20 protein-coding genes and 1 pseudogene are annotated in these 26,109 nt (G+C 37.8%); 1 reads left to right on the top strand and 20 read right to left on the bottom strand.

The features are described from left to right. Nucleotides 1-105: 105 nt before the first annotated feature. From BTR25_RS06230 to BTR25_RS06210, 6 genes are all read right to left on the bottom strand, one after another. Entirely contained in the window at nucleotides 106-1,029 is a 924-nt protein-coding gene (locus BTR25_RS06230; protein WP_075687192.1) for a hypothetical protein, read from the bottom strand. Beyond that, the gene (locus tag BTR25_RS27045; protein ID WP_139311184.1) at nucleotides 1,026-1,118 is read right to left on the bottom strand and encodes an LPXTG cell wall anchor domain-containing protein; all 93 of its coding nucleotides are present in this window, start codon (nucleotides 1,116-1,118) and stop codon (nucleotides 1,026-1,028) included. Before BTR25_RS27045 ends, BTR25_RS06230 begins: the two co-directional genes overlap by 4 nt. Then, nucleotides 1,111-2,193 (bottom strand): hypothetical protein, encoded by a 1,083-nt coding sequence (locus BTR25_RS06225; protein ID WP_075687190.1) that lies wholly within the window; start codon nucleotides 2,191-2,193, stop codon nucleotides 1,111-1,113. Before BTR25_RS06225 ends, BTR25_RS27045 begins: the two co-directional genes overlap by 8 nt. Then, on the bottom strand, nucleotides 2,190-2,666 hold the full coding sequence (locus BTR25_RS06220) for an anti-sigma factor (protein ID WP_075687188.1): 477 nt from the start codon (nucleotides 2,664-2,666) through the stop codon (nucleotides 2,190-2,192). The genes BTR25_RS06225 and BTR25_RS06220 overlap by 4 nt, the downstream gene beginning before the upstream one ends. Next, on the bottom strand, nucleotides 2,663-3,178 hold the full coding sequence (locus BTR25_RS06215) for a sigma-70 family RNA polymerase sigma factor (protein ID WP_254842640.1): 516 nt from the start codon (nucleotides 3,176-3,178) through the stop codon (nucleotides 2,663-2,665). The genes BTR25_RS06220 and BTR25_RS06215 overlap by 4 nt, the downstream gene beginning before the upstream one ends. A gap of 197 nt (nucleotides 3,179-3,375) precedes the next feature. Next, entirely contained in the window at nucleotides 3,376-4,158 is a 783-nt protein-coding gene (locus tag BTR25_RS06210) for a class I SAM-dependent methyltransferase (RefSeq protein WP_075687185.1), read from the bottom strand. A 262-nt stretch (nucleotides 4,159-4,420) separates the two neighbouring features. Here BTR25_RS06210 and plsY point away from each other — a divergent pair, with 262 nt between their 5' ends. Next, a complete protein-coding gene (plsY, locus tag BTR25_RS06205; RefSeq protein ID WP_075687183.1) occupies nucleotides 4,421-5,047 on the top strand; it encodes a glycerol-3-phosphate 1-O-acyltransferase PlsY in 627 nt (208 codons plus the stop codon). A 32-nt stretch (nucleotides 5,048-5,079) separates the two neighbouring features. Here the strand turns inward: plsY and BTR25_RS06200 are convergent, their stop codons facing one another. The 14 genes and pseudogenes from BTR25_RS06200 to gatB all read right to left on the bottom strand — a co-directional run bounded on the left by BTR25_RS06200 (nucleotide 5,080) and on the right by gatB (nucleotide 26,097). Beyond that, nucleotides 5,080-5,634, bottom strand: a complete 555-nt coding sequence (locus BTR25_RS06200; RefSeq protein WP_075687353.1) for a thioredoxin family protein — start codon at nucleotides 5,632-5,634, stop codon at nucleotides 5,080-5,082. A gap of 626 nt (nucleotides 5,635-6,260) precedes the next feature. Next, a pseudogene (locus BTR25_RS06195) lies at nucleotides 6,261-6,428 on the bottom strand (SDR family oxidoreductase); the annotation flags it as partial. Between the two features lie 108 nt (nucleotides 6,429-6,536). Beyond that, nucleotides 6,537-7,367, bottom strand: a complete 831-nt coding sequence (kduI, locus tag BTR25_RS06190) for a 5-dehydro-4-deoxy-D-glucuronate isomerase (RefSeq protein WP_075687181.1) — start codon at nucleotides 7,365-7,367, stop codon at nucleotides 6,537-6,539. A 15-nt stretch (nucleotides 7,368-7,382) separates the two neighbouring features. Continuing rightward, nucleotides 7,383-9,239: a DUF2264 domain-containing protein gene (locus BTR25_RS06185; RefSeq protein ID WP_075687180.1), complete on the bottom strand. Its 1,857-nt coding sequence runs from the start codon at nucleotides 9,237-9,239 to the stop codon at nucleotides 7,383-7,385. Between the two features lie 48 nt (nucleotides 9,240-9,287). Beyond that, entirely contained in the window at nucleotides 9,288-10,412 is a 1,125-nt protein-coding gene (locus BTR25_RS06180) for a glycoside hydrolase family 88 protein (protein WP_075687179.1), read from the bottom strand. 15 nt (nucleotides 10,413-10,427) lie between these two features. Next, entirely contained in the window at nucleotides 10,428-12,251 is a 1,824-nt protein-coding gene (locus tag BTR25_RS06175; protein ID WP_075687178.1) for a heparinase II/III family protein, read from the bottom strand. Between the two features lie 13 nt (nucleotides 12,252-12,264). Beyond that, a complete protein-coding gene (locus tag BTR25_RS06170; protein ID WP_075687177.1) occupies nucleotides 12,265-13,098 on the bottom strand; it encodes a carbohydrate ABC transporter permease in 834 nt (277 codons plus the stop codon). A gap of 13 nt (nucleotides 13,099-13,111) precedes the next feature. Then, nucleotides 13,112-14,056: a carbohydrate ABC transporter permease gene (locus BTR25_RS06165; RefSeq protein ID WP_075687176.1), complete on the bottom strand. Its 945-nt coding sequence runs from the start codon at nucleotides 14,054-14,056 to the stop codon at nucleotides 13,112-13,114. A 189-nt stretch (nucleotides 14,057-14,245) separates the two neighbouring features. Next, entirely contained in the window at nucleotides 14,246-15,853 is a 1,608-nt protein-coding gene (locus BTR25_RS06160; RefSeq protein ID WP_075687175.1) for a response regulator transcription factor, read from the bottom strand. Beyond that, entirely contained in the window at nucleotides 15,831-17,672 is a 1,842-nt protein-coding gene (locus BTR25_RS06155; protein ID WP_075687174.1) for a sensor histidine kinase, read from the bottom strand. The genes BTR25_RS06160 and BTR25_RS06155 overlap by 23 nt, the downstream gene beginning before the upstream one ends. A gap of 91 nt (nucleotides 17,673-17,763) precedes the next feature. Beyond that, on the bottom strand, nucleotides 17,764-19,119 hold the full coding sequence (locus BTR25_RS06150) for an ABC transporter substrate-binding protein (protein WP_075687173.1): 1,356 nt from the start codon (nucleotides 19,117-19,119) through the stop codon (nucleotides 17,764-17,766). 157 nt (nucleotides 19,120-19,276) lie between these two features. Next, nucleotides 19,277-19,909, bottom strand: coding sequence for a YesL family protein (locus BTR25_RS06145; RefSeq protein ID WP_075687172.1), 633 nt, complete (start codon nucleotides 19,907-19,909; stop codon nucleotides 19,277-19,279). A 185-nt stretch (nucleotides 19,910-20,094) separates the two neighbouring features. Beyond that, nucleotides 20,095-23,877 (bottom strand): S-layer protein, encoded by a 3,783-nt coding sequence (locus tag BTR25_RS06140; RefSeq protein ID WP_254842639.1) that lies wholly within the window; start codon nucleotides 23,875-23,877, stop codon nucleotides 20,095-20,097. 792 nt (nucleotides 23,878-24,669) lie between these two features. Then, nucleotides 24,670-26,097: an Asp-tRNA(Asn)/Glu-tRNA(Gln) amidotransferase subunit GatB gene (gene gatB / locus BTR25_RS06135; RefSeq protein WP_075687170.1), complete on the bottom strand. Its 1,428-nt coding sequence runs from the start codon at nucleotides 26,095-26,097 to the stop codon at nucleotides 24,670-24,672. Nucleotides 26,098-26,109: the final 12 nt, after the last annotated feature.

The following is a 26,109-nucleotide window of genomic DNA, read 5'->3' as shown; positions in this document are numbered from 1 at the left end:
ATTAAAGCTTACAATCATTGTGAATCCATAAGTTCTAGTTTGTCCTTTTTACCTACCGTCTAATATCATACTCGATTTTTATTATTTTGCAAAAAAGTAAGATGATTATTGATTAGTAATCAAACTGATACGATGAGTATTATTGATGTTAATCTGATACGTTCCGTCCCCTGACTGATAAACCGCATTTCGTTCAACACCTTCATATTCACTGCCTGAATCACTTGTTTCCGTAACTTCCCACTCACTGTCCTCATCAAATACATCCGTAATGCCAACCGCAGAAATCCTTAAATCACTTTCCTTTTCTACCTCAATATCCAAGGATGATGCACTATGAATACTCCAATCATTTTCAAGCGCCCGTGGTTTTAAGTTAAACTGATTTCCATTGCCGATTACCTCCAATTTCATGTCCTTCGGAATCAAAATGGTAGCCGCCACTTCCTGGTGAGAATAAAATGGTCCTGTTTCATTTGGAAGAGTCTTCACATTCACATAGAGAGTATCTCCCTTTTTAGTTGCAGAAACATATTCATCCACCTGCGATACAATCACTTTATCTCTAGAAGCCTGCGTCCGATATGTCCCAAACATCGAAACCTCCGCCTCGTCGGTTGCTTCAATCGTTAGTTGATAGCTTGCAGGTCTTAAGACAACACGCTTAATACTTTCATCGGTTTGATAAGAAAAATCAGGAAGTGAAAATGACCGCTCCTCCCTGGCCACAACCTCCTCAACCTTCCCCATGATCCCAGAAGTACTAAGAATAGCAAACCCGATTCCAACCGTTCCAAGCACACCTATAAAGAGAATACTAAGAATATCATATTTTAGTACAGGTTTTTCCTGACCTGAGAATAATAAGTAAAGAAGAATCTCAGCACCAAGCACAATTAATAAGAGCGGCCACCACCCCATCATCACATGGGCCAGATTAAAACCCGATAATTTAGATACAAAAAGGAAGATCCCAAGAAAAATGAGCGATGCCCCCATCGAAAACGTACCAACACGCCATGTTCTCATTCCTGCCCCTCCTTTCTATTTCTAAAAAGGAACCCAATCCCGGCTCCGATTAAGACTACTCCTGCTAACGTGTTTTTCCATTTACTCATGACTTCCAGCCTCCCTCTTATGTTTACTGCCAGATAAAAGCTTAATCCCGCCGCCAATTAACAGCACACATACAAGCCCCGTCTGGAAATAAGTATTGAACCAATACATAAAATCAAAATTGAGGGCATTCGTCAGGACCGGTGACACAACAGGAATAAATACATTCAACAGCAGATAATATAAACCTAAAAGAATAAGCCCAATTCCTACCCACTTTTGATGGTTAATTAAATAAGAAATAATCGGAACATCCTCGATTTCTTCCTCACCATAGCGTGATACCTTTTGCATACTATCAAAAAAGCTGTAAAACCAAATAATCGGGATTAAAAATAAGAAGATTCCAAGCCGTAAAACATCTAAGATATAGATAGAAAAGAGAAAGGCTGCCATTAATTGAATTCCCCGGCGCTGAAGACCTAAATATAAATGCCCTGCACCTGGAAAGATTGATAAGAATGTGGCAATTGCCTTGCTTTTCTTCCCGTCCTCACGACGGGTTTCAAAGTCTTCAAAAATAGTCCGATCCACAAGCTCCTCCCCGCGCTGCTTTTTATTGAGCTGCTGGACGGAGTCAAAGAAACCATATACCCAGATAACAGGTAATGCTGCTAAGAAAACAAGGAACTCCGAACGATTACTTAATGCTGTTACAAAAATGACCATGACAGCAAGACCTAAAAACGCTGCTAATAAAGTCAGTCCACGATTCATCAAGCCAAGCTGGAAATGTCCTAACCCCGGAATAAACGACAAGACAATCGTATAAAAACGTTCTGAATCCTGGGAGCTTTGAAATTGCGGATCGTTTGGATTTATCGAAGCTTTTATCCTTTTCTTTTGTTTGGAGATCTGAACACCCATATCAATAAAGCTGATTAAGTAGAGAAAGATTCCTGCCATAAAGGCCAAGATGGCAATTTCTCCGGTACCTGTTAACAGCCCAATTACGGTAATAAATGCACATCCGATAACACTTAATAAATAAAAGACACCACGAAACATGTTTCCGAAATAGATATGGCCGAGGCCTGGGAAAAGCGAGAGTGTTAATGCCTTTGTTGAACTTTTCATTTCTTATTTGCCTCCTTTTTTTCTAATGAATCCATCCACGCAAACGTTTTATCAATCATCCCTTCCGTTACAGAGGGCTTTACTTCCTTCGTTTTAGCTCCTTCTATCGTACTTGCATACGATACAAGTGATTGAAAAACACCTGATAACATTAGCATTAGAGTCGCAGCTGCTGCGAGAAAATAGTGAAAGGCTACCTGCTGATAATAAGGCTTTTTCTTTTTTACTACCTTAGCTACCTTTACGTCAGTTTGTATTTCCTTATGCATTAATACCTCAGCCATTACAGCGTCTGTAAATACACTTTCATCGGATAAAACTGGAAAGGAAGATTCATGTTCCGATAAAGCTTGCAGGTATTCCTCTAGACATGTGTCACAAGAATATAAATGCTCTTCTGCTTTCCCACGTTCTTTTTCCTCAACTTCATCTCTTACATATTTCAACCACTCATCAAAGCTATAATGTTTCACGAAAAATCGTCCTCCTTCCAATTCTTCTTCATCCAGTGCCTGGCCCGGTAAAGTTTCGTTTCAATCGTTTTCACCTGTACCTTTTGTTCCTCAGCCATCTGCTGATAGCTTTTTTCTGCTATATAAAATCCATAGATGACATCACGATAATTGTCAGGCAGTTCATTTAGTCTTTTTCTGACCTGCCTCTGCCGCTCGTTTTGAATCATTTCTTTTTCAATACTATCCTTTGGTGTCCCAAATGCCTGCTGCTCTAAAGCCTCAACGACCTCAACGCTCTGCCTTGCCTGCTTTCTTTGCACATCAATCGCATGGTTAACTGCAATCCTGGTCATCCATGTTTTAAAACCTTGATGCTCGTAACGGGGGAGAGAGGTATAAATTTTCAAGAACACTTCTTGCGCAGCATCCTCCGCTTCCTTTAGGTCACGTAGTACGGCAAAGACAGTCCGGAACACATCATTGCGGTACTTCTCAACCAAAAGACGGAAGGCATCATCATCACCGGCCAACACTTTCTCTATTAAAACTATATCGTTAATCGCTCTCTCCCCCTTTCTCTTTATCGTACAACTATTAGACGAAATGAATTTGCCAAAACCCTACACGATAGTTAAAAATATTTTTGGTTATTTCATCATAGTAGAAAAATTACTAGTAAATTTGCCAAAAAAAAAAGAGGATCGCTGTCCTCTTTATCTAATATCCGTTATTCTCTTAATTTTAATATACAAACATTACACTCATGAGGAATGGCATATGGTTCTTGGTCAGTCAATATTTCCGCAAGTGTATTTAGCGCATTTTTTCTCGTTTCTGAATCTAACCTAGCTAACCATGAAACAGACTCGATTCGTTCTAACCAGGTTTCTTTAGTAAAACTTACTGAATAATTCAGCTTATAAAAATCCCTTAACTCAAAGCCGCTGTTGCTCCATTCTTCAAACCACTCTACTGGAAAATCATTGATCATCTGCTTCGATTTTGCTTTAGTTCCAGAAGGATTTAACCCTCCCTCGAATAAGTTAGAGACAACCCCGATGGTCTTATTAACAACATCTGAATCTTTTAAAAATCCAGAGTCGATGACAATTAAAGTCCCCTGTGCTTTTAGTATCCGCTTGATTTCTTCAAGTGTTTTTTCTCTGTCAAACCAGTGCCAGGCACGCATTACTGTTACCATATCATAATGATTTGCTGCTAGACCTGTGTTTTCAGATGTTCCTACATAATAGGGAATTTGGAAATTTTTTAACCGGTTTAAGGTTTTTGCTTCTTCCAGCATTTCTGTTGAAAGATCTACTCCAACCATTTCTGCCTTTCTAATCGCCAATTTTCTAGTTAATACACCTGTTCCACAACCAATATCAGCTACTTTTTTTCCATCAAGAAAGATCCCTCGAATATAAAGACTATCTATTAAACTTACTGGTATATCTTCTCTTGACCGAGCATAACTATTAGCAACTTGGCCATAATTAATTATATCCATCAAAGTATCCCCTTTTTCTATAAATTAGGATTCTACCAAAATAATACCATTGAGTTATGGTACAATGCTATTAAATAATAAAGTGAATCTTCCATTAGTGTGGGGGGCTTCATCCCTCACTGATGGTAAGTTGAACCTACCCGAGCTTTTACGGGCAGTTAGCCCCCACCTAGCATTTCTCGTATTTACCTATAACTGAGGTGGGGGGCTAACTGCCCGTTAATGCGGGATAAAGATACTCGTGAGCAAAGGAATGATACTTATGATCTGGCTGCTGCTTATTGCTTCCTACTTAATTGGCAGTATTCCTACTGCCTTAATTGTGGGCAAGCTCCTGTTTGGCATTGATATTCGAGATCATGGCAGCAAAAACCCTGGCGCGACAAATACCTTGAGAGTTCTCGGCAAAACTTCAGCCATCATCGTTGTCATTGTCGATGTTGGAAAAGGTGCCTTGGCCGCCTCCCTGCCTCTTATACTCAATCTTGATGCCGAGCCGCTCTATTTTGGGCTTATCGCTGTTGTGGGCCACTGTTTTCCGGTTTTTGCAGGCTTTCGTGGCGGCAAGGCCATTGCTACAACCGCTGGAACACTAGCTGTTGCTAATTTCCCATTGGCGGTTATTGCCTTTGCTACCTTTTTCCTAGTCATTTTCCTCACAAAGTATGTGTTCCTTGGCAGTATCTCAGTCGGACTTAGCCTGCTGATTTATTCTTTAATTTCAACTAATGTTAATTATCAACTTATTTTTGTTTTATTTACTTTATTCTTACTCTATTTACACCGCTCCAATATTCGCAACCTTATCCTTGGAATTGAGCCAAAAATCAATGATAAGAACTTAATCAATGACCGAATTCCGCCAAAAGGCGGAGGAATTAAAATGTAAACATCCCTGGCCACGGCCTAGGGATGTTTTATTTATTTGATAAGATTTTTAATGATACTGGTTGCAACGGTTTGCCATATAGAAGAGTCTTCTTGATAGGCTTTACCGAGGCTCTTATACAAAGCTATTTGCTTTTCCTGAAAATCTGGTGCTTCCTTATCAGGTAAGGCCGCTCGTCCCTTGGCGACAAGTTCCTGCATTTCTGTAGCCCTTGGCCCCCATACGCTTACTTCGGTTCCTTCTTGGTCAATAAAAATAAAAATAGGGATAGCCCTTGAGGTACCATTTGTTAAGTACTGATCCATCAACTCTAGATTCTGATCACGCAAAAGGAACCGGACCTGCATGCCAGCAGCTTCTACGATCCTTAATAAAATTGGATTATTGAGCATCGCATCCCCGCACCAATCCTCTGTTAAAACGAGAACACGCAATCCTTTTTCTTTTACTGATTCGAGTGTTTGCTTGTCGGCAGCCGTTGCTCTGAAACCCTCATAAATCGAAAGCATTTCTTCCTTGTTTTTCGTCATGGAGTTGATGTATTCTTCTGCGGTCATTCCTTTTTCAAACCATTCATTTAAATTCAATTCCAAAACCCCTTCCTTTTCCTTCATGATAATCCTTTCCAGTTTTCCTTACAACGATAGTGCTTATTAAGCCAGTTTGTCATTGTCATGTTTTGTTGTTAACTAATCGTTTGGTTAAAAGGGCATTAACCCCTTGAAAAGTCTAGAATTCTAGTTAAATAAGGGCAGTTTTTTGTCGGTTAACTAAACGTTTAATTAGATTATTCCTTAAGCCTGCTAAATTAAGCTTTAGCATAAAAATCTGCTGTATTTATTGTCGAATCATGGGTGGATTTTTGAGATTTTTTACAGAATGGCTAACCACTTGCTATAATCGACAAGTTTTTTTCCACGAAGCGGTAATTAAACGTTTGATTAATTTGTCCTTTTCCCCTGGTAATACAGCCTTTTTAGCGTAATTTAGGTAGAATTTTGTCATTTAATTAAACGTTTGATTAGTTCCTCATTAATCCTTGGAAATAAAGGGTTTTTTCCCGGGAAATCGGAAGAAGATTGTCGAAGATAGTATCGACAAAAAACAACAGACGATAAGGTCCATCTGTTGTTTTCAACTTTAGTAATTTATATATAATATACCTTTGATTGAATATTCTTCTAAGCTTCAAGATCCCTATTTTTTCTAACCTTTACCTTGCTAACCAGCCGCCATCAACTGCTAAGATATGTCCGTTCATATAATCGGAAGCTCTACTTGATAAGAATACCACTACACCCATTAGATCTGCAGGTGTTGCCCAACGGCCTGCAGGAATACGCGACAAAATCTCAGCATTATGTTTTTCGTCGGCACGGATGGTATTTCCTCCGGTTAGAATTGCAATTTTTCCGGTTAAGTTAAAATAATCTAGTGAAAATGCCCTTAAATCATTTTTAACCTCCAATTTTAGGCTACATTCTAAAACTTATCTCAACTCTTCCATCTTTACTTGATCCATGTCAGAATAGGTAATATTTTCCCCGCACATACCCCAAATAAACGTATAATTACTAGTAGCAGTACCAGTATGGATAGACCAGCTAGGAGAAATGGTGGCTTGCTCATTTTTCATAATAATGTGTCTAGTTTCATCTGGTTTTCCCATGAAGTGGAACACACGAGTATCCGGTTCCATATCAAAATATAAATATACTTCCATTCGCCGCTCATGTGTATGACAAGGCATTGTATTCCAAACACTGCCTGGTTCAAGCATCGTCAATCCCATTTGAAGCTGACAGCTTTGACAAACATTAGGATGAACATATTGATAGATTTTCCGTTCATTTAATGTTCCCGGTGAGCCCATTTGAAGCGGATCGATATTCTTAATATCGATTTTTACAGTTGGATAAGTATGATGTGCAGGTGCTGAATTGATATAGTATTTTGCTGGATTATTGGTATCTTTCGAACGAAAAAATACCTCTCTTGTTCCTTTTCCTACGTAAAGGCCATCACGCATACTCATTTCGTATTCTGTTCCGTCAAGGACCACTGTACCTTCTCCGCCGATATTAATAATGCCTAACTCCCTGCGCTCTAGGAAGTATTCAACACCCAGTTCTTTATCAAGTTTAATCGTTAATTCCTTTTCAGCAGGTGTCACTCCTCCGAAAATCATTCGGTCAACGTGAGTATAGGTTAAGTGTACTTGACCTGGTTCAAACAAAGTCTCTACGAGAAACTCTCTTCTTAATTCTTCTGTTGTATATTTCTTCATATCTACAGGATGATGTGCATAACGTGTTTCCATATTTTCTCCTCCTATTCAACACTCTGTGGGAATAACAATTTTTTCTGTTCCTTGTCTAATAATAATTTCTCCATCAGTGACTTCAATTTTCGGACAGTTCTTCCATTTCTGCTTAATGTTTACACTTCCTGGTTCTCCAAAAACAGCATGTACCAGCCAATGCTTTCCTGACTTGAAACTTGCTTTAATGGCAGGAATCACGGTCCGGTCATGGATGAGATTGGTATTGGCATTCGGATAAATCAGCTCTGGCTGGCTGTCTCCATATATACTTTTAATACCGCTGGCTCCCCAAGGATATACTACCAAGCTTTCTTGTGAATTTTGAATGATTTCTGCTTGCTGACCTTTATATTCCTTCTTTTCTAAACCTAAAGCGAACCCGCCATCAGCAACATCAATCTTTCTACCTGTTATAATGCAATGAACTCGGATATGCCAAGGTGTTCCTGCTATTAGCCATGTTTTGATGTCAACATCATTCCATGGCTTCCATCTAGTATAAATCGTATGTTCCGTAACCTCATATTCCTCACACTTTCTTTTACCTCGATAAATATTGTCATCCTCACTGACAGCCAACATGGAATCAAACGCACCTTGTGAAAGCCCCCAATCTCCCTTTTGGACACTAAATCCAAACACATTAGAATAGGCAAACTTCTCATATTTAGATGCTACATGTGAGTGCTCATTTGTATGTTTATAACCAGCGTTAAATGCTACAACATGGCTTTGTTCTTCATTTCTACATAGAATAAAATGCGGTGATTGCTGGACAATTTTCTCCTCTAAGGATGGTAATGACTCTTCCTCTACCTGCCAAAAAGGATGTTCTTTCGGCAAAGCTAGGAATATAAAAGTTTTGAGTGCCCAGTATGGCGAACCAGGTGCATTATAGTTTTCTGCCATAACTAAATTCGGATATCGATAGCCTACGGTCAGCAAACCGCTGGAATCAAAGATTGGCTGCTTGAACCACCAACGTAAATTACCGAGAAGGATTCCTTTTATCACGCCTAAAGAAAACGGCTCTACTTCCGCAAATACAAGTGCGCTCCAAAAGGCAGACTGTGAAAACCTGTAAGTAAGGCTCCGGCCATAGGGAAGAGCGGATCCATCCTTTGCAAACCAATAGATAAATTCTTTAGCAAAAGACTTTGCCCTGCTTTTATACTTCTGTGCCCTTACAGGATCGTCTTCTTTCATTAATCTTGCATAAATCAGGCTGTAAAAATGGATTGCAAACGGACCATAATAATCACAATGAGCATCCACACCATCCGCGTACCATCCATCCTCTAAATAAAACGCATCGATTCGCTCTAAGTTTTCTTTTATTTTTTGTTCATTAAATGGTAATCCTGCCTGTTTGAAACCTAAGTTTACAACCACAGGGAAAAACAGCCAGTTACAATCATAAACATTGATGTGATTGATTTGATTCAACCATGAGTATAGGTTCTCTTTTTCTTCGTCGTTCAGCGGTGACCAGATTTTATCAGGTATCAGCGCAAGCGCATAACCGAAAGCTGCCATCTCAACAGCACGCTGATCGAAATTCGAAATCCCCCCCCAATATTCATCATGGGCAGGGTTTGTACCATTTTTAATTCCTTGCAAACATACATCCCAAAGTTCTGATTTTCCCCCTCCGGCTAAAAGAGGCACCAAACCCCAAAGAACCCTGGAGAACCCTTCTAGACCAGCAATGGAACTAGAATAGCTTGCACCAGTATTTCCGATTTCAAGATGTGCTTTGCCCGCGCTGTAGTATTGCCTTAGAGGGTTTACAACTTGCTTTACCGCTTCCACAAAATCTTCTCGTGAGTTGAGCGGGTTCCTATGTATCGGTAATTCATATTCTGCCATTTACACAAACCTCCTAACTATAGCGGATCAAGATCTATTAGTGGATTTTTACCAAAATAAGTCCTTGTAACCTTTTAATCTAGCAAGTCCTTCAACAAAGTAATAATCTCCATAGATTAGAGGATTATTGGTGAATTTACCTTCAGGGTAATGACTTGTTCCGTGTAAGATTAGCCCCTCTTCAGAACCTTCCCAATCACCATAATTTCTGTATAAAGATTCGAGGATTTTCTCTCCAGTTCTTTGATAAACAGGTGACTCTAATGCAGTAACTTGTTCGGCAAGTAAAAGAAGACCGCATGCCGCAATGGAACCAGCGGAAGAATCTTTTAGGGCAGGAACATCTTCCGGAATACGAAAATCCCAATTCGGAACAAAATCGTCTGACAAATGAGAAATAAAGAAATGAGCTGCTTTTTTTGACGCCTCTAAGTATTTTTCTTCTCCTGTATAGCAATAGGATAAAGCGAGACCATATATTGCCCAGGCATTCCCTCTGGACCAGGCTGAATAAGGAGCATATCCCTGGCCACCCAAAGGCTCAATCTTTTCTCCACTATCAGGATCAAATCTCACAATGTGATGTACAGCGCCATCACTTCGAATAAAATGCTCTAAAACAGTATCCGCATGCTTTTTCGCAATGCCTTTAAATCTAGGGTCACCCGTTTCTTCAGATGCCCAATATAATAGTGAAAGATTCATCATGCAGTCGATAATTGCTACACCACTATTGTCTTCTCCTTCTGTCCAAGGATTCCAAGCTCGGATAAAGTTACCATTTACGTTAAAGCGCCCCATTAAGAGATTGGCTGCCACTAATGCACGCCTTTTGGACTCATCATCACCTAGAAGCTTATAACGCGCAACACTTGTTAGAGTCCACATAAAGCCGATATCATGATCAAGCCGGTAATAATCGTGTTGAACAGCATCAAGCTTTACTTCACACTCTTCCGCAATTTTTTTAAATTCATCGGTCTTCTGTTCACGGTATAATTGCCATAATAATCCCGGCCAAAATCCGGCTGTCCACCAGTATGGTTCTGCTAAAACGTATTGTCCGTTCTCACTCGCATGAGGGAAATTTGCTCCAATTCTTTTGCTAGTTTTTGCTACCTTTTCATTTACTTTCTGCCATGCTTCATTTACCCAAAGTAATTGTTCTGTCATCCTCTTCACCCTTTTCTATTCAAATTGGAAAGCTAGTTGAACCTTGAACTCTTTTACTGGTGCTAACACTGTAAAATCAAGTGCAAAATTCTCTTCTACTTCACCGAAATGATTGATAAAACTCAATTTTTTCACTTCTAAATAGAGCTGGCTTCGATCATATAAAATTCTTAATCTCTGTTTTCCTTCTAGGATGACTTCATCTTCTTCCTCAGTGATAGCAAAAGCTGGAGTAATCAAACGTTCTATGACTGAAATCGGCTGATCCGTAAAGGTATAGAAGTCTTCCAAAATTAATTTTGGCTGAGCCTTTTTAATCCAGGAAAATTTGCGAAGCAATGTTTGAAGAGGCTCTATTTCATATGCTCTCGTTATATCTATCTCAAAGATTTCAACTTCATCCCCGACGTCCACTTGAATAACACGAGCATGGCTCAGAAATCCTTCATTTTGAAACTGATGATTAATACTCGGTACAGAATGCCCTTGTGAGCCATTGCATAAGAAGGTATAGCGCTTTTCACCAAAATACTCCTTATTGTACAATCCACAACCTAAATCTTTTAAAAACACTTCATTATTAGCTTGAAGGATAAAATGACCGATATCATTATGATTATGGGGTTCATCATTATGTCCACCTTTAGCGGCAAAGGAAAAATTTCCAAATGTGGATTGGTATTTTGATATAAACCATTGAGAATCCTTTGAATAAATCGTTCCCGTTCGCCAGGATTTATCAGGTAGAGAATCGTCAAACCAGATAATGTTCCGAATAGCTGGAGCCCATCTGCTGCAGTGATCATCCGTATATTTAGCACGCAGATGTTTTTTGGGTATATCAAAGTCAGGATACTCCTTACTTAAATAATGGCTGAGCCCTAAAAAGATCGTTGCAGTCGGACTGGCATCTGAAAAATTGACAACTAAATTCTCATCGAGAAAGCACTTTTGCTGAAATAATGCAATCTCATGTACTTTTTCATTTTTAAATAAATCCAATTGTCCAGCCGTTCTTTTCTTAAGTAAATCCGCAAAATATACAAAGTACCCAAAACCATATTGCCAATATCCATAGCCTTCCAGGCAAATACCATCAGGATTAAAGCCGCTTAAGTAAGAACTCATTGCTGGAAGTATCCGCTCCAAAATTACGGTTAGTTCCTGGAGGTCATGAATTAAATATATTGCAGCCGAACCCACTGATCCGGCACACACAGCTGCCCAGTTGTGCGTCTCGTTTTCCCATTTGTACTTTGTTGTTTTAAAGGGGATAAGCACCCGAGTAAATACCTCTTCATAAATACGCTTACATATTAGTGGATCTAAAGTATTTTTGTTCAACTGCAGAATTTCAGCTAAAGAAAAAGCCGTTTCAGCTGCAAATAAATCAATTGAGCATCTTTTTACAGAAGTCTCTTTCAATGTATAGTTTAATTCCGTCGATGCTTCTGGACCATCCGTTAAATGTGCAGGTAAACACCAAGTATACTCATTACATATAGACCAAATCGTGTTTTCTAAGGCAGTTACATATCTTTTATTTTCAGGTTCAAGAAATATCATAATGGCAAATGTGGTAAGACGTCTTCTCTTTTTAAAATACACCTTTTCAAATTCAACCCTAGAGCCATTCTCTGCAAAAATCTTAAACAACGAGTATGTTAACTCTTGATCCTCTTCCTGCAGCAGTCTTTTTGCCTCAACTCTAATTTCATCTAGGTGGACTTGATATTCCGGATCCGTTCTTGTATTTGTCCACCACTTATACTTTGAATCTATTTCTAGAAATAATGGAGATTCAGACACCAATAACCTACTTAAATCTGCAGAATTCATAAAGTTCAACCTCCTACCCTTTTACTCCTCCTAATGCAATTCCTTCAATTACTTGTTTCTGGCCAATAATAAACACAATAACCAATGGAAGGATTGCAGATACAGCGGCAGCCATTATCAAGGAATAGAACTCACCATTAATGGTCGTAAATTTCTGCATTGCTATTTGAATCGTTAATAAACTATCAGTACGCAAGAAAATTAATGGATTTTGGTAGTCATTCCATGTCCAAATAAACCTTAGTATTCCGTAAGTAGCAATTGCCGGCTTTACAATCGGCAGCGCAATTTTCCAAAAGATTTTCCAGTGCCCAGCTCCGTCAATTTTTGCCGCTTCTATTAGATCGTTGTGAATACTCATGAAAAATTGACGTAGCATGAACGTCCCGAGAACACTAAAGCTTCCTAACAAGATCAAACCCAAATGGCTATCAAATAATCCTATCTTTCGGAATAAAATGAATTGTGGGACGAGAATCGCCTGTGGCGGGACCATATAAGTCGCTAATACAATAATAAACAGGAACTTTCCAAACGGGAATTTAACTTTTGAGAAACCATATGCTGCAAGTGCTGAAACAACAACGGAAACAGTTGTAGTGATTACCGTAACCTTAATCGTATTCCAGTAATAGATATAGAAGGGGTAGTCCCCGAACCATACTTCCTTATAGTTATCAAAACCATTCCATCTTTCCGGAATCCATTGGATTGGGAATTTAAAAACATCTGCCTCAATTTTAAAGGACGTTGAAAGCATCCACACAAAAGGCAAAAGGAACAGGACGCTACTAACGAGCATAATCAATGTAATAATACTTTTTCTAATTGTTAATGACTTTACCATACCCTTACCCTCCTTAATAATTCACCCATTTTTTCTGTCCAAGCCATTGGAAAATGGTAATTGCGAAAACAACTAAGAATAGAACAACTGCCATCGCCGAAGCATAGCCGATTTTCAAATTAACGAAAGCGGTATCATAAAGGTTCCAAACAATCATTGAGGTAGAATGCATCGGTCCACCCTTTGTTAATACAGCAACCAAGTCAAATACCTTAAATGTTGAAATGATACCGGTTATAAATAAGAAAAAGGATGTTGGAGATATCATTGGTACTGTGATATTTTTGAATTTTACCCATCCATTTGCCCCATCAATATCAGCAGCTTCATAAAGGTCTCTTGGAATTGATTGTAATCCTGCTAAATAAATAATCATATTAAAGCCAATTGAAATCCATATTTGTATAATCATGATTGAAATGAGCGCGAAATTAGGATCTGCGATCCACAAAGGAGGATTTTCAATTCCTAATGACATTAAGAATTGATTAATTGGTCCTGCTGATGGATGGAACAAAACCTGCCAAACAACAGCAATTGCAACAACACTGGAGATATACGGCATAAAAAATGCTACTTTAAAGAAGCCTTTTAGATAAACATTTCTGTCAATGGTAATCGCCAACACAAGTGAAATGATCATACAAATGGGGACAGTAAGAATGAAAATAGCGTTGTTTCTAAGTGATTTCAAAAAAACTGTATCCTCGAATAATCTGCTAAAATTATCAAAGCCGACCCACTTTAACTGAGATAAGGGGGTAATGAAACTCCAATCTGCAAAGCTAAGAGCAAATGTAGCAAAAATGGGGAGTAAAACTAGGATTGACACACCAATAAGCATGGGAGATACAAAGAAAATGCCTACTAAATTCTCACTTTTCTCCTTGCCAATCCTATTCTTTTTTACTTTTTCTACAACCTTTGCGGGTGTGGTGAGTTCTGTTTTGACACTCATTTATTTCACCTCATTTTTTAGTATATTATTATTATAAAGTACCACTAGATTCGCTTATTAACGCTATTTTGATGTATCCGCATACAATTTTGACTTCTTCTCTTTAATGATTTAATTTAATCAATTTTCAATGAAAAATAACAAAAAGGCCCAGTACCATTATGGTCTGGACTATGAAAGCAACAGTGGTCACTTTCCGCTTCTATATTCAATCGGTGTTACTCCAACGTAATTTTTAAATATTTTAATAAAATAGCTCTGATTGTCATACCCAAGCCGTTCACAAATCTTCCCTACTGATTCTGCCGTTTGCTCTAGCAATTCTTTTGCCCTGTTTATTTTCATTTTAGTTACATATTCAACAAACGTCTCGCCAACCTCTTTTTTAAACAACCGACTAAAATAACTTGGGTTTAAGTATAGATAACTAGAAACTTCATCAAGGCTGATCTTCTTTTCTATATTCATAGAGACATATTTAAATGCATCTATGATTTCCTTCCGTCTTGTTTGATCATATACCTGATTAACAAATGACGTGATTGTTCTAAAATAATCCATAAGCCACATCTTTAGCTCACTAAGAAATTGAATCTCTAAAACTTCATTGTGGATGGATTCGATGGGATGGTCTGAACGGAAAAACTGTAATGCTTGCAATTTTACTCTTAAATCTAATAATAATTTTAGGACCCAATCCTTTACTAATTCAGGAGGATATTGTTTTTCTTCAAGAAAAGAAGTCCATTTTTCAACAAAAATGATAACTCTAGCATCCTCTTTTTTCAAAATCAGTTCTCGCATTTCAGCCGCTGCTTCATCATATACCGAAAACAAATTACTAGTTATATCCAGTTGTTTTTTCATTTCTACAATGCTGCCGGGCTCTAAATAAAAGCTCTGATGCGTGCTATCCAAAAGATGCACTAACTCTTGTTTTAATTCTAAAATATTTGTACATCCTTCACCTATTATAAATGACAGATAAATGTTTAATGATTTTTTCAGTTCTTGTTGAATTCTTCTCATACCTTCAGATACTTCATTAAGTACTTTCATCTTAAATGATAATGCTGACGGGAAAAATACAATCATTTCTCTAGGCCCTAGTTTGAAATGCACTGTACCTGGGCAGCACCGTTGTATTACCTCTGTAATGACATTATTAATCGCAAATTGGACCGTATCCTCTGATTTGAATCTCTCAATTAATAGATTAAAATTATGTATCGTAGCAAGAGATCCAATATATCCTATATTCCCAAGGTGAAGACCTAAAGATCTTGCTTCTGCCAGCCATTCCTTTTCATTAATCGCCGTAGGGTCGATCGTTTTTTTTATGAATCTTTCTTTCACACTTTCTCGGTTTCTATCAAGCATACTCTTAATTTGAGTTTGTTTAAAAGCTTGGTCATGTTGGACATCAAGGGAATCTCTAAACTTCATTATTAATTTAGATAACTCCTCAGGAACAAAGGTGTCTTTAACTAGATAATCTTGGATTTGTAACTTTAATGCCTGATGGGCATACTCAAAATCAGAATGACAGGATAAAATAGCAACTTGTAGTTTTGGATTTAAATTCTTTAGCTTTCTCGTCAATTCTATACCATTCATTTTAGGCATTCCGATATCAGTTATTAATATATCAGGCATCTCAATCATTGCCTTGTCGTAGGCACTGGCACCATTTTCGTGTGTACTTTGAAGCGTTACCCCCAACTGTTCCCATTCAATTGCCTCGGATAACAATTGTAATACCGGATAATCATCGTCAACTAGCATTACTTTGTACATCAGAGTTACTGCCCCCTTTTTCAATCGTCAAAATGACCTTCGTTCCCACTCCCAGCTCACTTTTAATATCCATTTTAAATGCTTTGCCAAATAATATATACATTCGTTCGTAAACATTCGATACACCTAAAGAGGAAAAACCTTTGTTATTTATGCTTTTAGCATTTTCTAGTCCATTAGAGCAAACAAGTTTTCCTTTTAAATGATGCAATGCATGAGCATCCATCCCCTGGCCATTATCTTCTATCGTGATCACTAGTTCATGCTCTCGTATTTCTGCGTTTACGATAATAATCCCAGCACTTTGGTTTAACCCGTGAATAATTGAATTTTCGATAATAGGCTGTAAGATAAATCTTGGAATTCTAAACCCGTATGCTTCTTCATGAACCGAAATTTCAACATTCACCTTATCTTTTTGCCTCATATTCATGATGTTAATATAATCCAAGACAATTTGAATTTCATCATAAAAGGTTATTGTTTCTTTATCTTTATCAATGGTCATTCGTAATAATTTTGACAAAGAGCTAATCATCTCTGCACTTTCTTTGTCACCTTTTACTAGCACCTTCATTCTGATTGAATTGAGGACATTAAAAAGAAAGTGAGGATTTATTTGCGCTTGGAGCATTGCAAGCTCTGCTCTTCTTTTTCTTGCCTCTGAATCAGTAATTTCATTGATCATCTCATTGACACGGTCAAGCATATGATTGAAGGAATCAGACAATTGTCCAACCTCATCTTTGCTGCGAAGTCGGGAACGAACCGTTAGATTTCCTTTCTTTACAGCTTCGGCTACATTACCTAAATGGACGATAGGCTTAGTTATGGTTCGTAATAGATATGCCATCAAGATAAGGAAAAGTGTGAAGGAAACAACTTGAACAACAAAGACTTTATTGAAAATTAAATTGATTTTATTTATAGCTTGCTTATATGGAATGATGGAAACGAGCTTCCATCCATTAAATGCAATGTCATGTTCAGCAATTAAATAATCTTGATTTGATATTTGAAAAATATTTGAAGAATTCGTTTGCTTTAGATGGGCACTATACTGGAAAAGTTCACCGATTCTAGAATCATCCACATGTGAAAGTATGTGATTAGATGAGTTCAAGATCATCATATCCTCATGGCCATCCATATTTTCAAATATTTGATTAATCTTAGTTTCCATAATCGTTACGATTACATAGCCATAAATCTTATAGTTTTCATCTCTTAATGTTCTAGCAACAGATATTTGGTGTGGATTGTTTTTTTTCTCCGATTTAATCATTGTTGGTTGGCTGTCAATCCAAATTGATTCATATCCTCGTAATTGATTCAGCTGCTCAAACCATTCTTTATTAACCAATTCCTTTGGATTATAGTCCCAGTTGGAGTAATTGGTATAAGATACACCATTTTTTAATAGGACGGTTACATACGATTTTTCCCCAACTAGGGTAATATTCTCAATTGTCTTATTTATTCTACTTTCATCCATGTACTGTTGGTATTCTGAACGGCTTGTATCTTTTTCCAATGTGTTTTTTGCTTTCTCTTTTAGTATCGTATTCATTTCAGCATCCAGCTGAATGAAGTTGGTAATGTAGAGCATATCCTCTAGTAGCTTTTCTACATATTCATTTGCTATTGTAAGTTCGCGAGTAGCATTGGACAAAGCTTGTTCCTTAAGGGTATCCTTTGTTAAGTAGTTATAGATAAATAGAGTTATAGTTGCAGGAATAACTAGACATATAATAGAGATAAATAGGACCTTAAAACGGAAAGAACGAGGTGCCAGCATAGGCTGTTTTTCATTCTTCATATGCAGACCACCCTTCTAAAAGAAAGATGGGGTTGTAAACGATTACAACCCCTTTTTTAACATATTATACTATTTTTTGTTATTGTCTATATTATTTATTACTGTCAATAATTTCCTGAACCCTTTCCTGTGATGCTTTAATTGTCTGATCAACATCCTGTTCACCATAAATTAATTTCTCATACTCTTCGTTAATTACTTTATAAATTTCAGACTGATATGAAACAGGAGAAATAATCTTTGATGATTTGGCATTTGTTAAAACATTTACTAGAGATTCTTTATCGACCTTTTCAGGATTCTTTGTTCCACTAAGAATCTTATCAATAATACCCGTTAAATCACTTTCGCTTACTTTACTCCATGAAGGGATATTTTTGCCTTGAACAATTTGACCTTCAGTTGTGTACCAGCGAATAAACTTATATGCTTCTTCTTTATGCTTAGAAGTACCTGCAACTGACATAAAGTCTGTTGTTACGGGTGTATAACCACCTTGGTCACCCTTTTCATTCTTCGGATACGGAGCAACCGCCACATCAAATTCTAATGGGAACTGGTCTGTTCCTCCCAGCTCAGTATTCATCCAGCTTCCAATTAGGATGGAGCTTGCATCCTGTCCAAAGAACTGGTTACGGTAATGCAGCTTCTGAGATAAAATATCTGTATACGGAACAGCTGATTTATCTTCTTTTTCCATCTTCACTCTTAACTCAAGTGTCTTCTTGAAAAGTGGATTCTCCAGATTTGATTTACCATCTGCAGTTGTGAATTCGGTATTATCAGCTTCACTTGCAAGTGCAAGCTTCATAAACTCCATCCAGCCTCCGCCTTGGGGACCATGGAAGTATGTTCCGTAGTGACCATCTTTTGTCATTGCCTTTGCGTACTCTGTATATTCATCCCATGTCCAATCACTTGGTACATCAAGACCAGCTGCTGTCAAATGGTCTTTATTAATAAGAACGTACCACGGATTAAACTTACCAGGCAGCGCATAATATTTACCATCGATTTGTGTATCAACTTTGTACTCTTCTGAAACCTTGTATCCTTCTTCTTCAATTAACTCATCAATTGGTGCAACCATTCCCATACTTACACGCTGTGCGTAACTAGCTGGATCACTAAACATTAAAACATCAAGTTGTTCTCCAGAGGCTGCTGCTAGATCTAGCTTTTTTAATGCTTCCTGTGTATCTCCCTTTTCACTAAGGATGACAAGATCAACTTTGATGTTAGGGTTAGCTTCCTCAAAACCCGCAATTGTAGATTTCCAGTTGTAGGATGCCTCGTTCCCATGTGTATGAAATTTGATTGTTACTTTTTCGTCTTTTTTCGTTTCATCAGACGTTACCTGTTCTTTACTGCCGCTACCTGAACACGCAGATAACATGAGAGTAAAAATTACCGTGCATAGCAGAACTGTCCATAACTTTCTCTTCATTTTCATGCCCCCTATTAATAAGTTTGTTAATTGTAAACCCTTACATTGCAAGTTTAACAAATTCCCTTTTTACCAACATATCAATAAATTTACTATTAATAAGACAATTTTGACATTCTTTAGGAATTAACTACTTAAACATTATTAAAATTATTGATTATGAAGATAATACATTAAATTGCTTTGCAATTTTATTAAAAAGTAGATTAGAAATATACATAAGAACAAAACCTAAACCACTCCCAAAAAAGAGAAGGCCAACGCCCTGAAAAAATATACAAATGATAGAAACACATATTACTGAAGAAACCATAACCATTGTATACATTGGATAGGAGATTCCAAGCAAGAAGGCAGTTTTTATATATTGCAAAGTTTTATATTCGTAATGAACATATACAGGAAAGATATAGATCAACACAACTAGGAATAGGAGAGCTACTCCTAGTAAACATCCCATTAGGATTGGATATAAAAAACCTTGGACAGAACTGATTAAACGCCAATCTAAATATAAAATAATACTAATCCCTAGTAATAGCACCCCAAGAGTATTTGCTTTAATAAATTCCTCTTTATAAATTTTCAAAAAGTTTTTAAATATAGGCAAATCAGTTTCACCTTGAAGCCATTTACGAATAATCGTTAACAATGCTACTGTTGAAGGAGCAGCACCGAAGATCAATAAGCCAAACAACATAAAAAGCATCCATAAGAGATTAATATAGGCTAACCTGGTAATCCATTGGCAGATACTATAAAACCTGCCTAACCATTCTGTTGATTCCATAACCATAATTCCTCCCTCTAATATAAACTTATTGAAATAGTTTAGTTGGAAGTTATAGACTTGTATAAGCACTTTTTTGACCACTTTAGAGGTTTTTTTTACTTCTTATCAAAAATTAAATATAAAAAAACAAACCTGGGTTAAAGCAGTACTACTACTTTGCCCAGGATTGAAAGTAAAAGAACTTAATTATTCATGATTTCTACTAATTCGTCTGCCGCGTTTTGTAAGGATGTTCTTGCCGCAACTACTTGCTCTAATGTAGTATTTGGATTTTGTAATACCATTTTAGCGTCTTGTAATGCTTTATGGAAGACTTTCCAACTTTCCTTTGTGTAGTTTTTATGATCTTTATCTTGATGGGCATCATACAGCACCTGTAGTTTTGTTTTATTAACTTCCACTTTATTTCTGCCGGTAATGATATCAATTCCATCTAAGATAAACGTCCCACCTTTAACTACAACTTTAGCGGTGTGTTTTGTATCTTTAAGGCCTCGGATGTTATAAGATGTTTGTCTATCTCCTTTTGCATATATTCTAAAATTCTCATCCATTAATTGATTATCGATATAGACATCAATTAATGCATCAGAGGTTGCACCAAATAAATTGAAACCAGATCCTTCGAAATTGAAGATCATACTGCTGTTAGGAGCATCAAATTTTGGTGTACTATAGATATTGACGCCACGGTAGTCCATAAAGGTGTCTAGTCTTGGATTATCTTTCAAAGAGACTTTTAGTGTATGCGGTTTTTCTTCAAGACCTCTTACAGAATACCTTAAGCCATCAGGCTTTGTAGCAAAGTTCCCCATATCAACACCATCAAGTTCAAAATTATATAGTGATTTTTCTCCAGTTCCAGCAAGATAATCAATACCTGAACCCGTGAAGTTAATCAATATATAGGGAGCTTCATCAAAGTTCGCCCAGGCATTCGTACTGTTTGAGCCCCAGACATTATTCTTCCTAAATGCATAAACAGTATTTTCTAAATCCCCGATGAGTGATTCATCATCTCTTATTTTAACAATATCATTAGGTCCTAATTTTTTGACCGAAAGTATAGGGTCGGATGTTTCGACTTCTGCCTTCGTAAAGCTAACATACTTTTCTTTTGGTACAACTTTAAGCGTGTGAATCGTATCCTCAAGTTCACCTGCAGACCAGACCATCTGAGTAATAGCACTATTATTTACATAATTCGCTTCACCGGCTAAAACTCCATCTAAATAAACATCTGCTTTTCCATTTGACGGATTCGTTTCACCATATAGTCTGATTTCAGTACCCTTAAATGTAATTTCAAAGGATGTACCCACTGACCCCCAGGAATTTGCACTGTTTGATCCCCAGCTTCCTGTATAGAATACTTTGTTCAATGTTCCTTGTGCGGTAGTCGTGTCTCTATGCCCGACTGTTACCCCGTTCCAAACAGGGATATCAGTCCTTGCTGTCATCTGTGTACGGTTAAAATGTGCATATCCTGCCTGTGTATAGTCCCATTTACCAACATATCTAATTGGATTCCATTTGCCAGTATTGTTTAAAGCTGCTTCTTCTGTTTCGTACTTCTTCCCTTGAGCACTATCGATTTTATCAGATTCATAGGTATAGCCTTTAATAGGATCGACACGTAAATTATCGATCAGTGTTTCATAATAACCAGATCCTAACACTACTCTTCCAGCCATTACTGTTGAATCTTTGTCGGTATAAGAATCTATTTCTGTCCCATCAAGATATAGGGTAAATAGATTTTCTCTCGCTTCAAATGCTAGGTTATGCCAAACCTTATTATCGAAGTTTTCTATCGTTCCGCTTTTCTCAACTTTACCAAGTTTAATAATTTCATATCTGCCATCTGAATGAACTCGTGCATTATAAGGTGCATAAGAGTCTGCTCCACCAGCCTTTACTTGTCGAACACCAATTAATGCATAGTTGCTTCTTCCGGCCGTTTCAGGTGTATGTGTATCTATTAAAAAGTCATAAGATGCTTTATAGTTCACCCAGCGGTGATCACCAATAGTGGTGTTTGGATTACTGTTTGATGCTGATCCATCTATTCCGCCCCAAACAGCCCAATCTGCTCCAATAATGTCATGAGTGATTTTCTGCTGGAGCATATTTCCATGTTCCTGTGCATCTGGAATTTCCAAATCAGCACGGGCTTCACTTCCTCTAGCAACCGGTTTCGTTGCCTTTTTAACTACTTCAAAAGCAGCAAGCTGGTCGGTCGTATAACGAGGTGTGCCACCGCGACGATCCACATAATCTCTGCCTTTTTCATCTACAGGGTAGTTTTTGTATTCAAAATCATCTATATATGGTAATGGCATGATGGTATCTTTCGACAAGTCCACCGGATCTGATTTATACTCAAAACCTTCCACTTCTGATTTCTTATCTAGTGTTGAAATGGTCACGATCGAGTACGGCTGCACTTCCACTTCATACTCACCGTCAACTGGCGTGATGACATTTACATTTTTTAACCAGTTCGCATCAATCGCTTGTCCTTCATCTGATCCGCGTGTTTCCCAAACATAGACTGGTGCATTTTCTTGACCGCCTAGATTTTTCAGACTAATCTTATACTTCCGAGTCTGCTTTGTATTATTTGCAAAGATGGTTGAATAGTCATCCGTTTCTGGATCCTTTAATGTTAAATAATTATGAGTACTCGTATCAACGTCTACACCGCCGTCAAAAAAGGCGCCATCACTAAATGTTGCATCTTTAACATACATCCAACGCTCATTTTCAGGAGTAGTGTGATCATCATAGCCAACAAAGTTCATCACATGACGAACTCCTTGTAAACCTCCATCTACTTCATAAAAACCTGACCATGGATCCATCGCACTAATCAGGTGTTTCGGATTATAGGAAGCACCTTCATAAAAAGCTGCAACTGAAGGCTGGAAGTCAAATGAAACTGCATTAAGCGGATTGCTGCCTGCACCCGTCCAAGAATAAACGGAAATAATTCGAGAAGTAACATCGATAATCCCAGCTTTACCACCAAGTCCTTTATAATTTGGCTCCATGTTTTCACGATAACGGGCATTAATCATTGGCGCTATACCCTCGGAAACCCAATTTTCTTTTGGCTTTTTCCCTTCAGCAATCAACTTATTTTGTAATTGTGTCATTTCATTTGAACCAGTCAAACCATAATGCGAACTAATGACATCGATTTCATCTATTAAATCGGGATTCTGAAGTAGAGTCCGGCTAATGGTCGATGTATCTCGATAGCCGTCTGCTGCAACTATTTTAATATTTTTGTAATCTTCATCATAATTCGGTTCTGTTTTAATTTTTGAAGTAAAGTACTTCAGCCATTCAAGTTCATTTTTACCATTATTATTTTGTGCTCTTTCATTTTGAGAAATTCCCACATAATCTAGCTTAAAGCCGAATTCTTCGTATACAGCATCTATTGTTTGTTTATACCATTGATATCGATTCTCGTAGTCCCTGTTAGCTGCGCCATTCCATGTAAAGCGTGGTTCACCCCAGCGTAGGATTTCTACTGTGATATCCGGATTAATCGATTTCGCATCAGCGGCAAATTGGAACCCCGCACCTCTAAGCACATTAGCTGGTTCATCCACATAACGCATCGTGGCTGGCTCCGTCCCTGAAGAAGAATTCACATCTGCACCCAACTCTACTTTAACGTGCGCTAGTCCAGCTCCAGTATCCTTATTAAATAACTTATTCATAATTTCCCAATATGCTTCGGGGTGCTCTTCTTTGTAGTCTAGCATGAGGCGTGAGGTATTATTTGCGGTTACCGTTCCAAAACCCTTAAACCTGTTGTAGGGATCGACTTTGTTCCCATCGATTGTAATGGTTTTTGTAATCACATCCGCCTTTGTTTCATTTGTTCCCATAAATCCTATTGAACCTAAAAGCATGGAAGCAACACATAGATTTCCAACGATCTTTTTCATTTTTTTCCTTTGTCTACCCATATTTTGTTTTCACTCTTCCCTTCGTTTGAGAACTTAATGAAGCAAATTGTCTTTTTTGGAGTTACTTGCTTTCTGAGGTTTTTCTAAGGAGACTTATACAAATATATAAAGCTGCTAATTTATACTAAATCCCTCCTTTTAACGTTAGATTGCTACCCTATAAATACCTGACTTATCAGAATACAATTTGTTAGCGTTTACATTATTTCATATTATCTTTTAACTTTAATAACACTATATCGACTTCATTTAATGTTATTTTTACATCTTTAGCCTGATTGGTTTTTAACGAATACTTCTGGTTTTGTCATGTTTTGTTGTTAACTAATCGTTTGGTTAAAAGTGCATTGACCCCTTGAAAAGTCTAGAATTCTAGTTAAATAAGGGCAGTTTTTTGTCGGTTAACTAAACGTTTAATTACATTATTCCTTAAGCCTGCTAAATTAAGCTTTAGCATAAAAATCTGCTGTATTTATTGTCGAATTAAGGGTGGATTTTTGAGATTTTTTACAGAACGGCTAACCACTTGCTATAATCGACAAGTTTTTTTCCACGAAGCGGTAATTAAACGTTTGATTAGTTTGACCTTTTCCCTTGGTAATACAGCCTTTAGAGCGTAAATTAGGTAGAATTTTGTCATTTAATTAAACGTTTGATTAGTTCCTCATTAATCCTTGGAAATAAAGGGCTTTTTCCCGGGAAATCGGAAGAAGATTGTCGGAAGTTTTCTCGACAAAAAAACTGGCAGAGTTGTTCTGCCAGTTTTTTCTCTTAACGCTCGCTTAATTCCTGCTGTAATAATTGGTTTACGAGTTGTGGGTTTGCCTGTCCTTTTGTCGCCTTCATTAGCTGACCAACAAGGAAGCCAACCGCTTTATTTTTGCCATTTTTAAAGTCTTCAATAGATTGAGGGTTTGCATCAAGAACCTCTGCGACAATTTTGAGAAGGGTTGCTTCATCAGAAATTTGCACAAGTCCTTTGTCCTTCACAATTTGTTCTGCATCGCCGCCGTTTTCGATTAACTCTTTAAAAACAGTCTTGGCGATCTTGGAGGAGATGGTTCCGTTATTAATCAACTTAATTATTCCTGATAAGCCCTGCGGAGTAAGAGCGACTTCATGAAGCTCTTTTCCTTCTGCATTCAGATAACCTGATACGTCACCCATTACCCAATTTGAAGCCTGCTTTGCATCTGCACCAGCCTCAACTGTTGCTTCAAAGAAATCTGCCATTTCCTTCGTAACAGTCAACACTTTAGCATCATACTCCGGTAAACCAAGCTCTTCAATATAGCGTTTTTGACGCTGATCAGGAAGCTCAGGAATTTCCGCACGGATCCGCGCCTTCCAATCCTCATCGATATAAAGATCAAGCAAGTCTGGTTCTGGGAAGTAACGATAGTCATCAGAACCTTCTTTTACCCTCATAAGAAGGGTTTTTCCTGTTGCTTCATCAAAACGTCTAGTTTCCTGCTCAATCGTTCCCCCAGCAGAGACAACTTCGCGCTGACGTATTTCTTCAAACTCAAGCCCTTTACGAACGAAATTGAATGAGTTCAAGTTTTTCAATTCTGTTTTCGTTCCGAATTCTTCTTGTCCTACTGGACGAATACTAATATTTGCATCACAGCGGAGCGAGCCTTCCTCCATCTTACAGTCAGACACACCCGTGTATTGAATAATCGACTTTAATTTTTCCAGATAGGCATACGCCTCATCTGGAGTGCGGATATCTGGTTCCGATACGATCTCTACAAGAGGTGTTCCCTGGCGGTTATAGTCAACTAAAGAGTACCCATTTCCATGACTCAGTTTCCCTGCATCCTCTTCTAAATGAATTCTCGTAATTCCGATTCTTTTTGTATAACCATTTACCTCAATTTCAATCCAACCGTGCTCACCGATTGGCTTATCAAACTGCGAGATCTGATAGGCCTTTGGATTATCTGGATAAAAATAGTTCTTACGGTCAAATTTCGTATGTGTCGCAACCTCGCAGTTTAACGCCATAGCGGCTTTCATTCCAAATTCCACCGCTTTTTTGTTCAGCACAGGCAGCACACCAGGATATCCTAAGTCAATTACTGTTGTATTTGTATTAGGTTCAGCTCCAAAATGGTTCGGACTCGCTGAAAAGATTTTTGATTCTGTTTTCAACTCAACATGGACCTCAAGTCCAATTACTGTTTCAAATTCCATCCTTCTTCACCC

It is taken from the genome of Bacillus sp. MRMR6, from assembly GCF_001940785.1.
GTDB lineage: Bacteria > Bacillota > Bacilli > Bacillales > Cytobacillaceae > Neobacillus.
The sequence above is the reverse complement of the archived record's forward strand: the minus strand, read 5'-3'. Positions and strand labels throughout refer to the sequence as shown.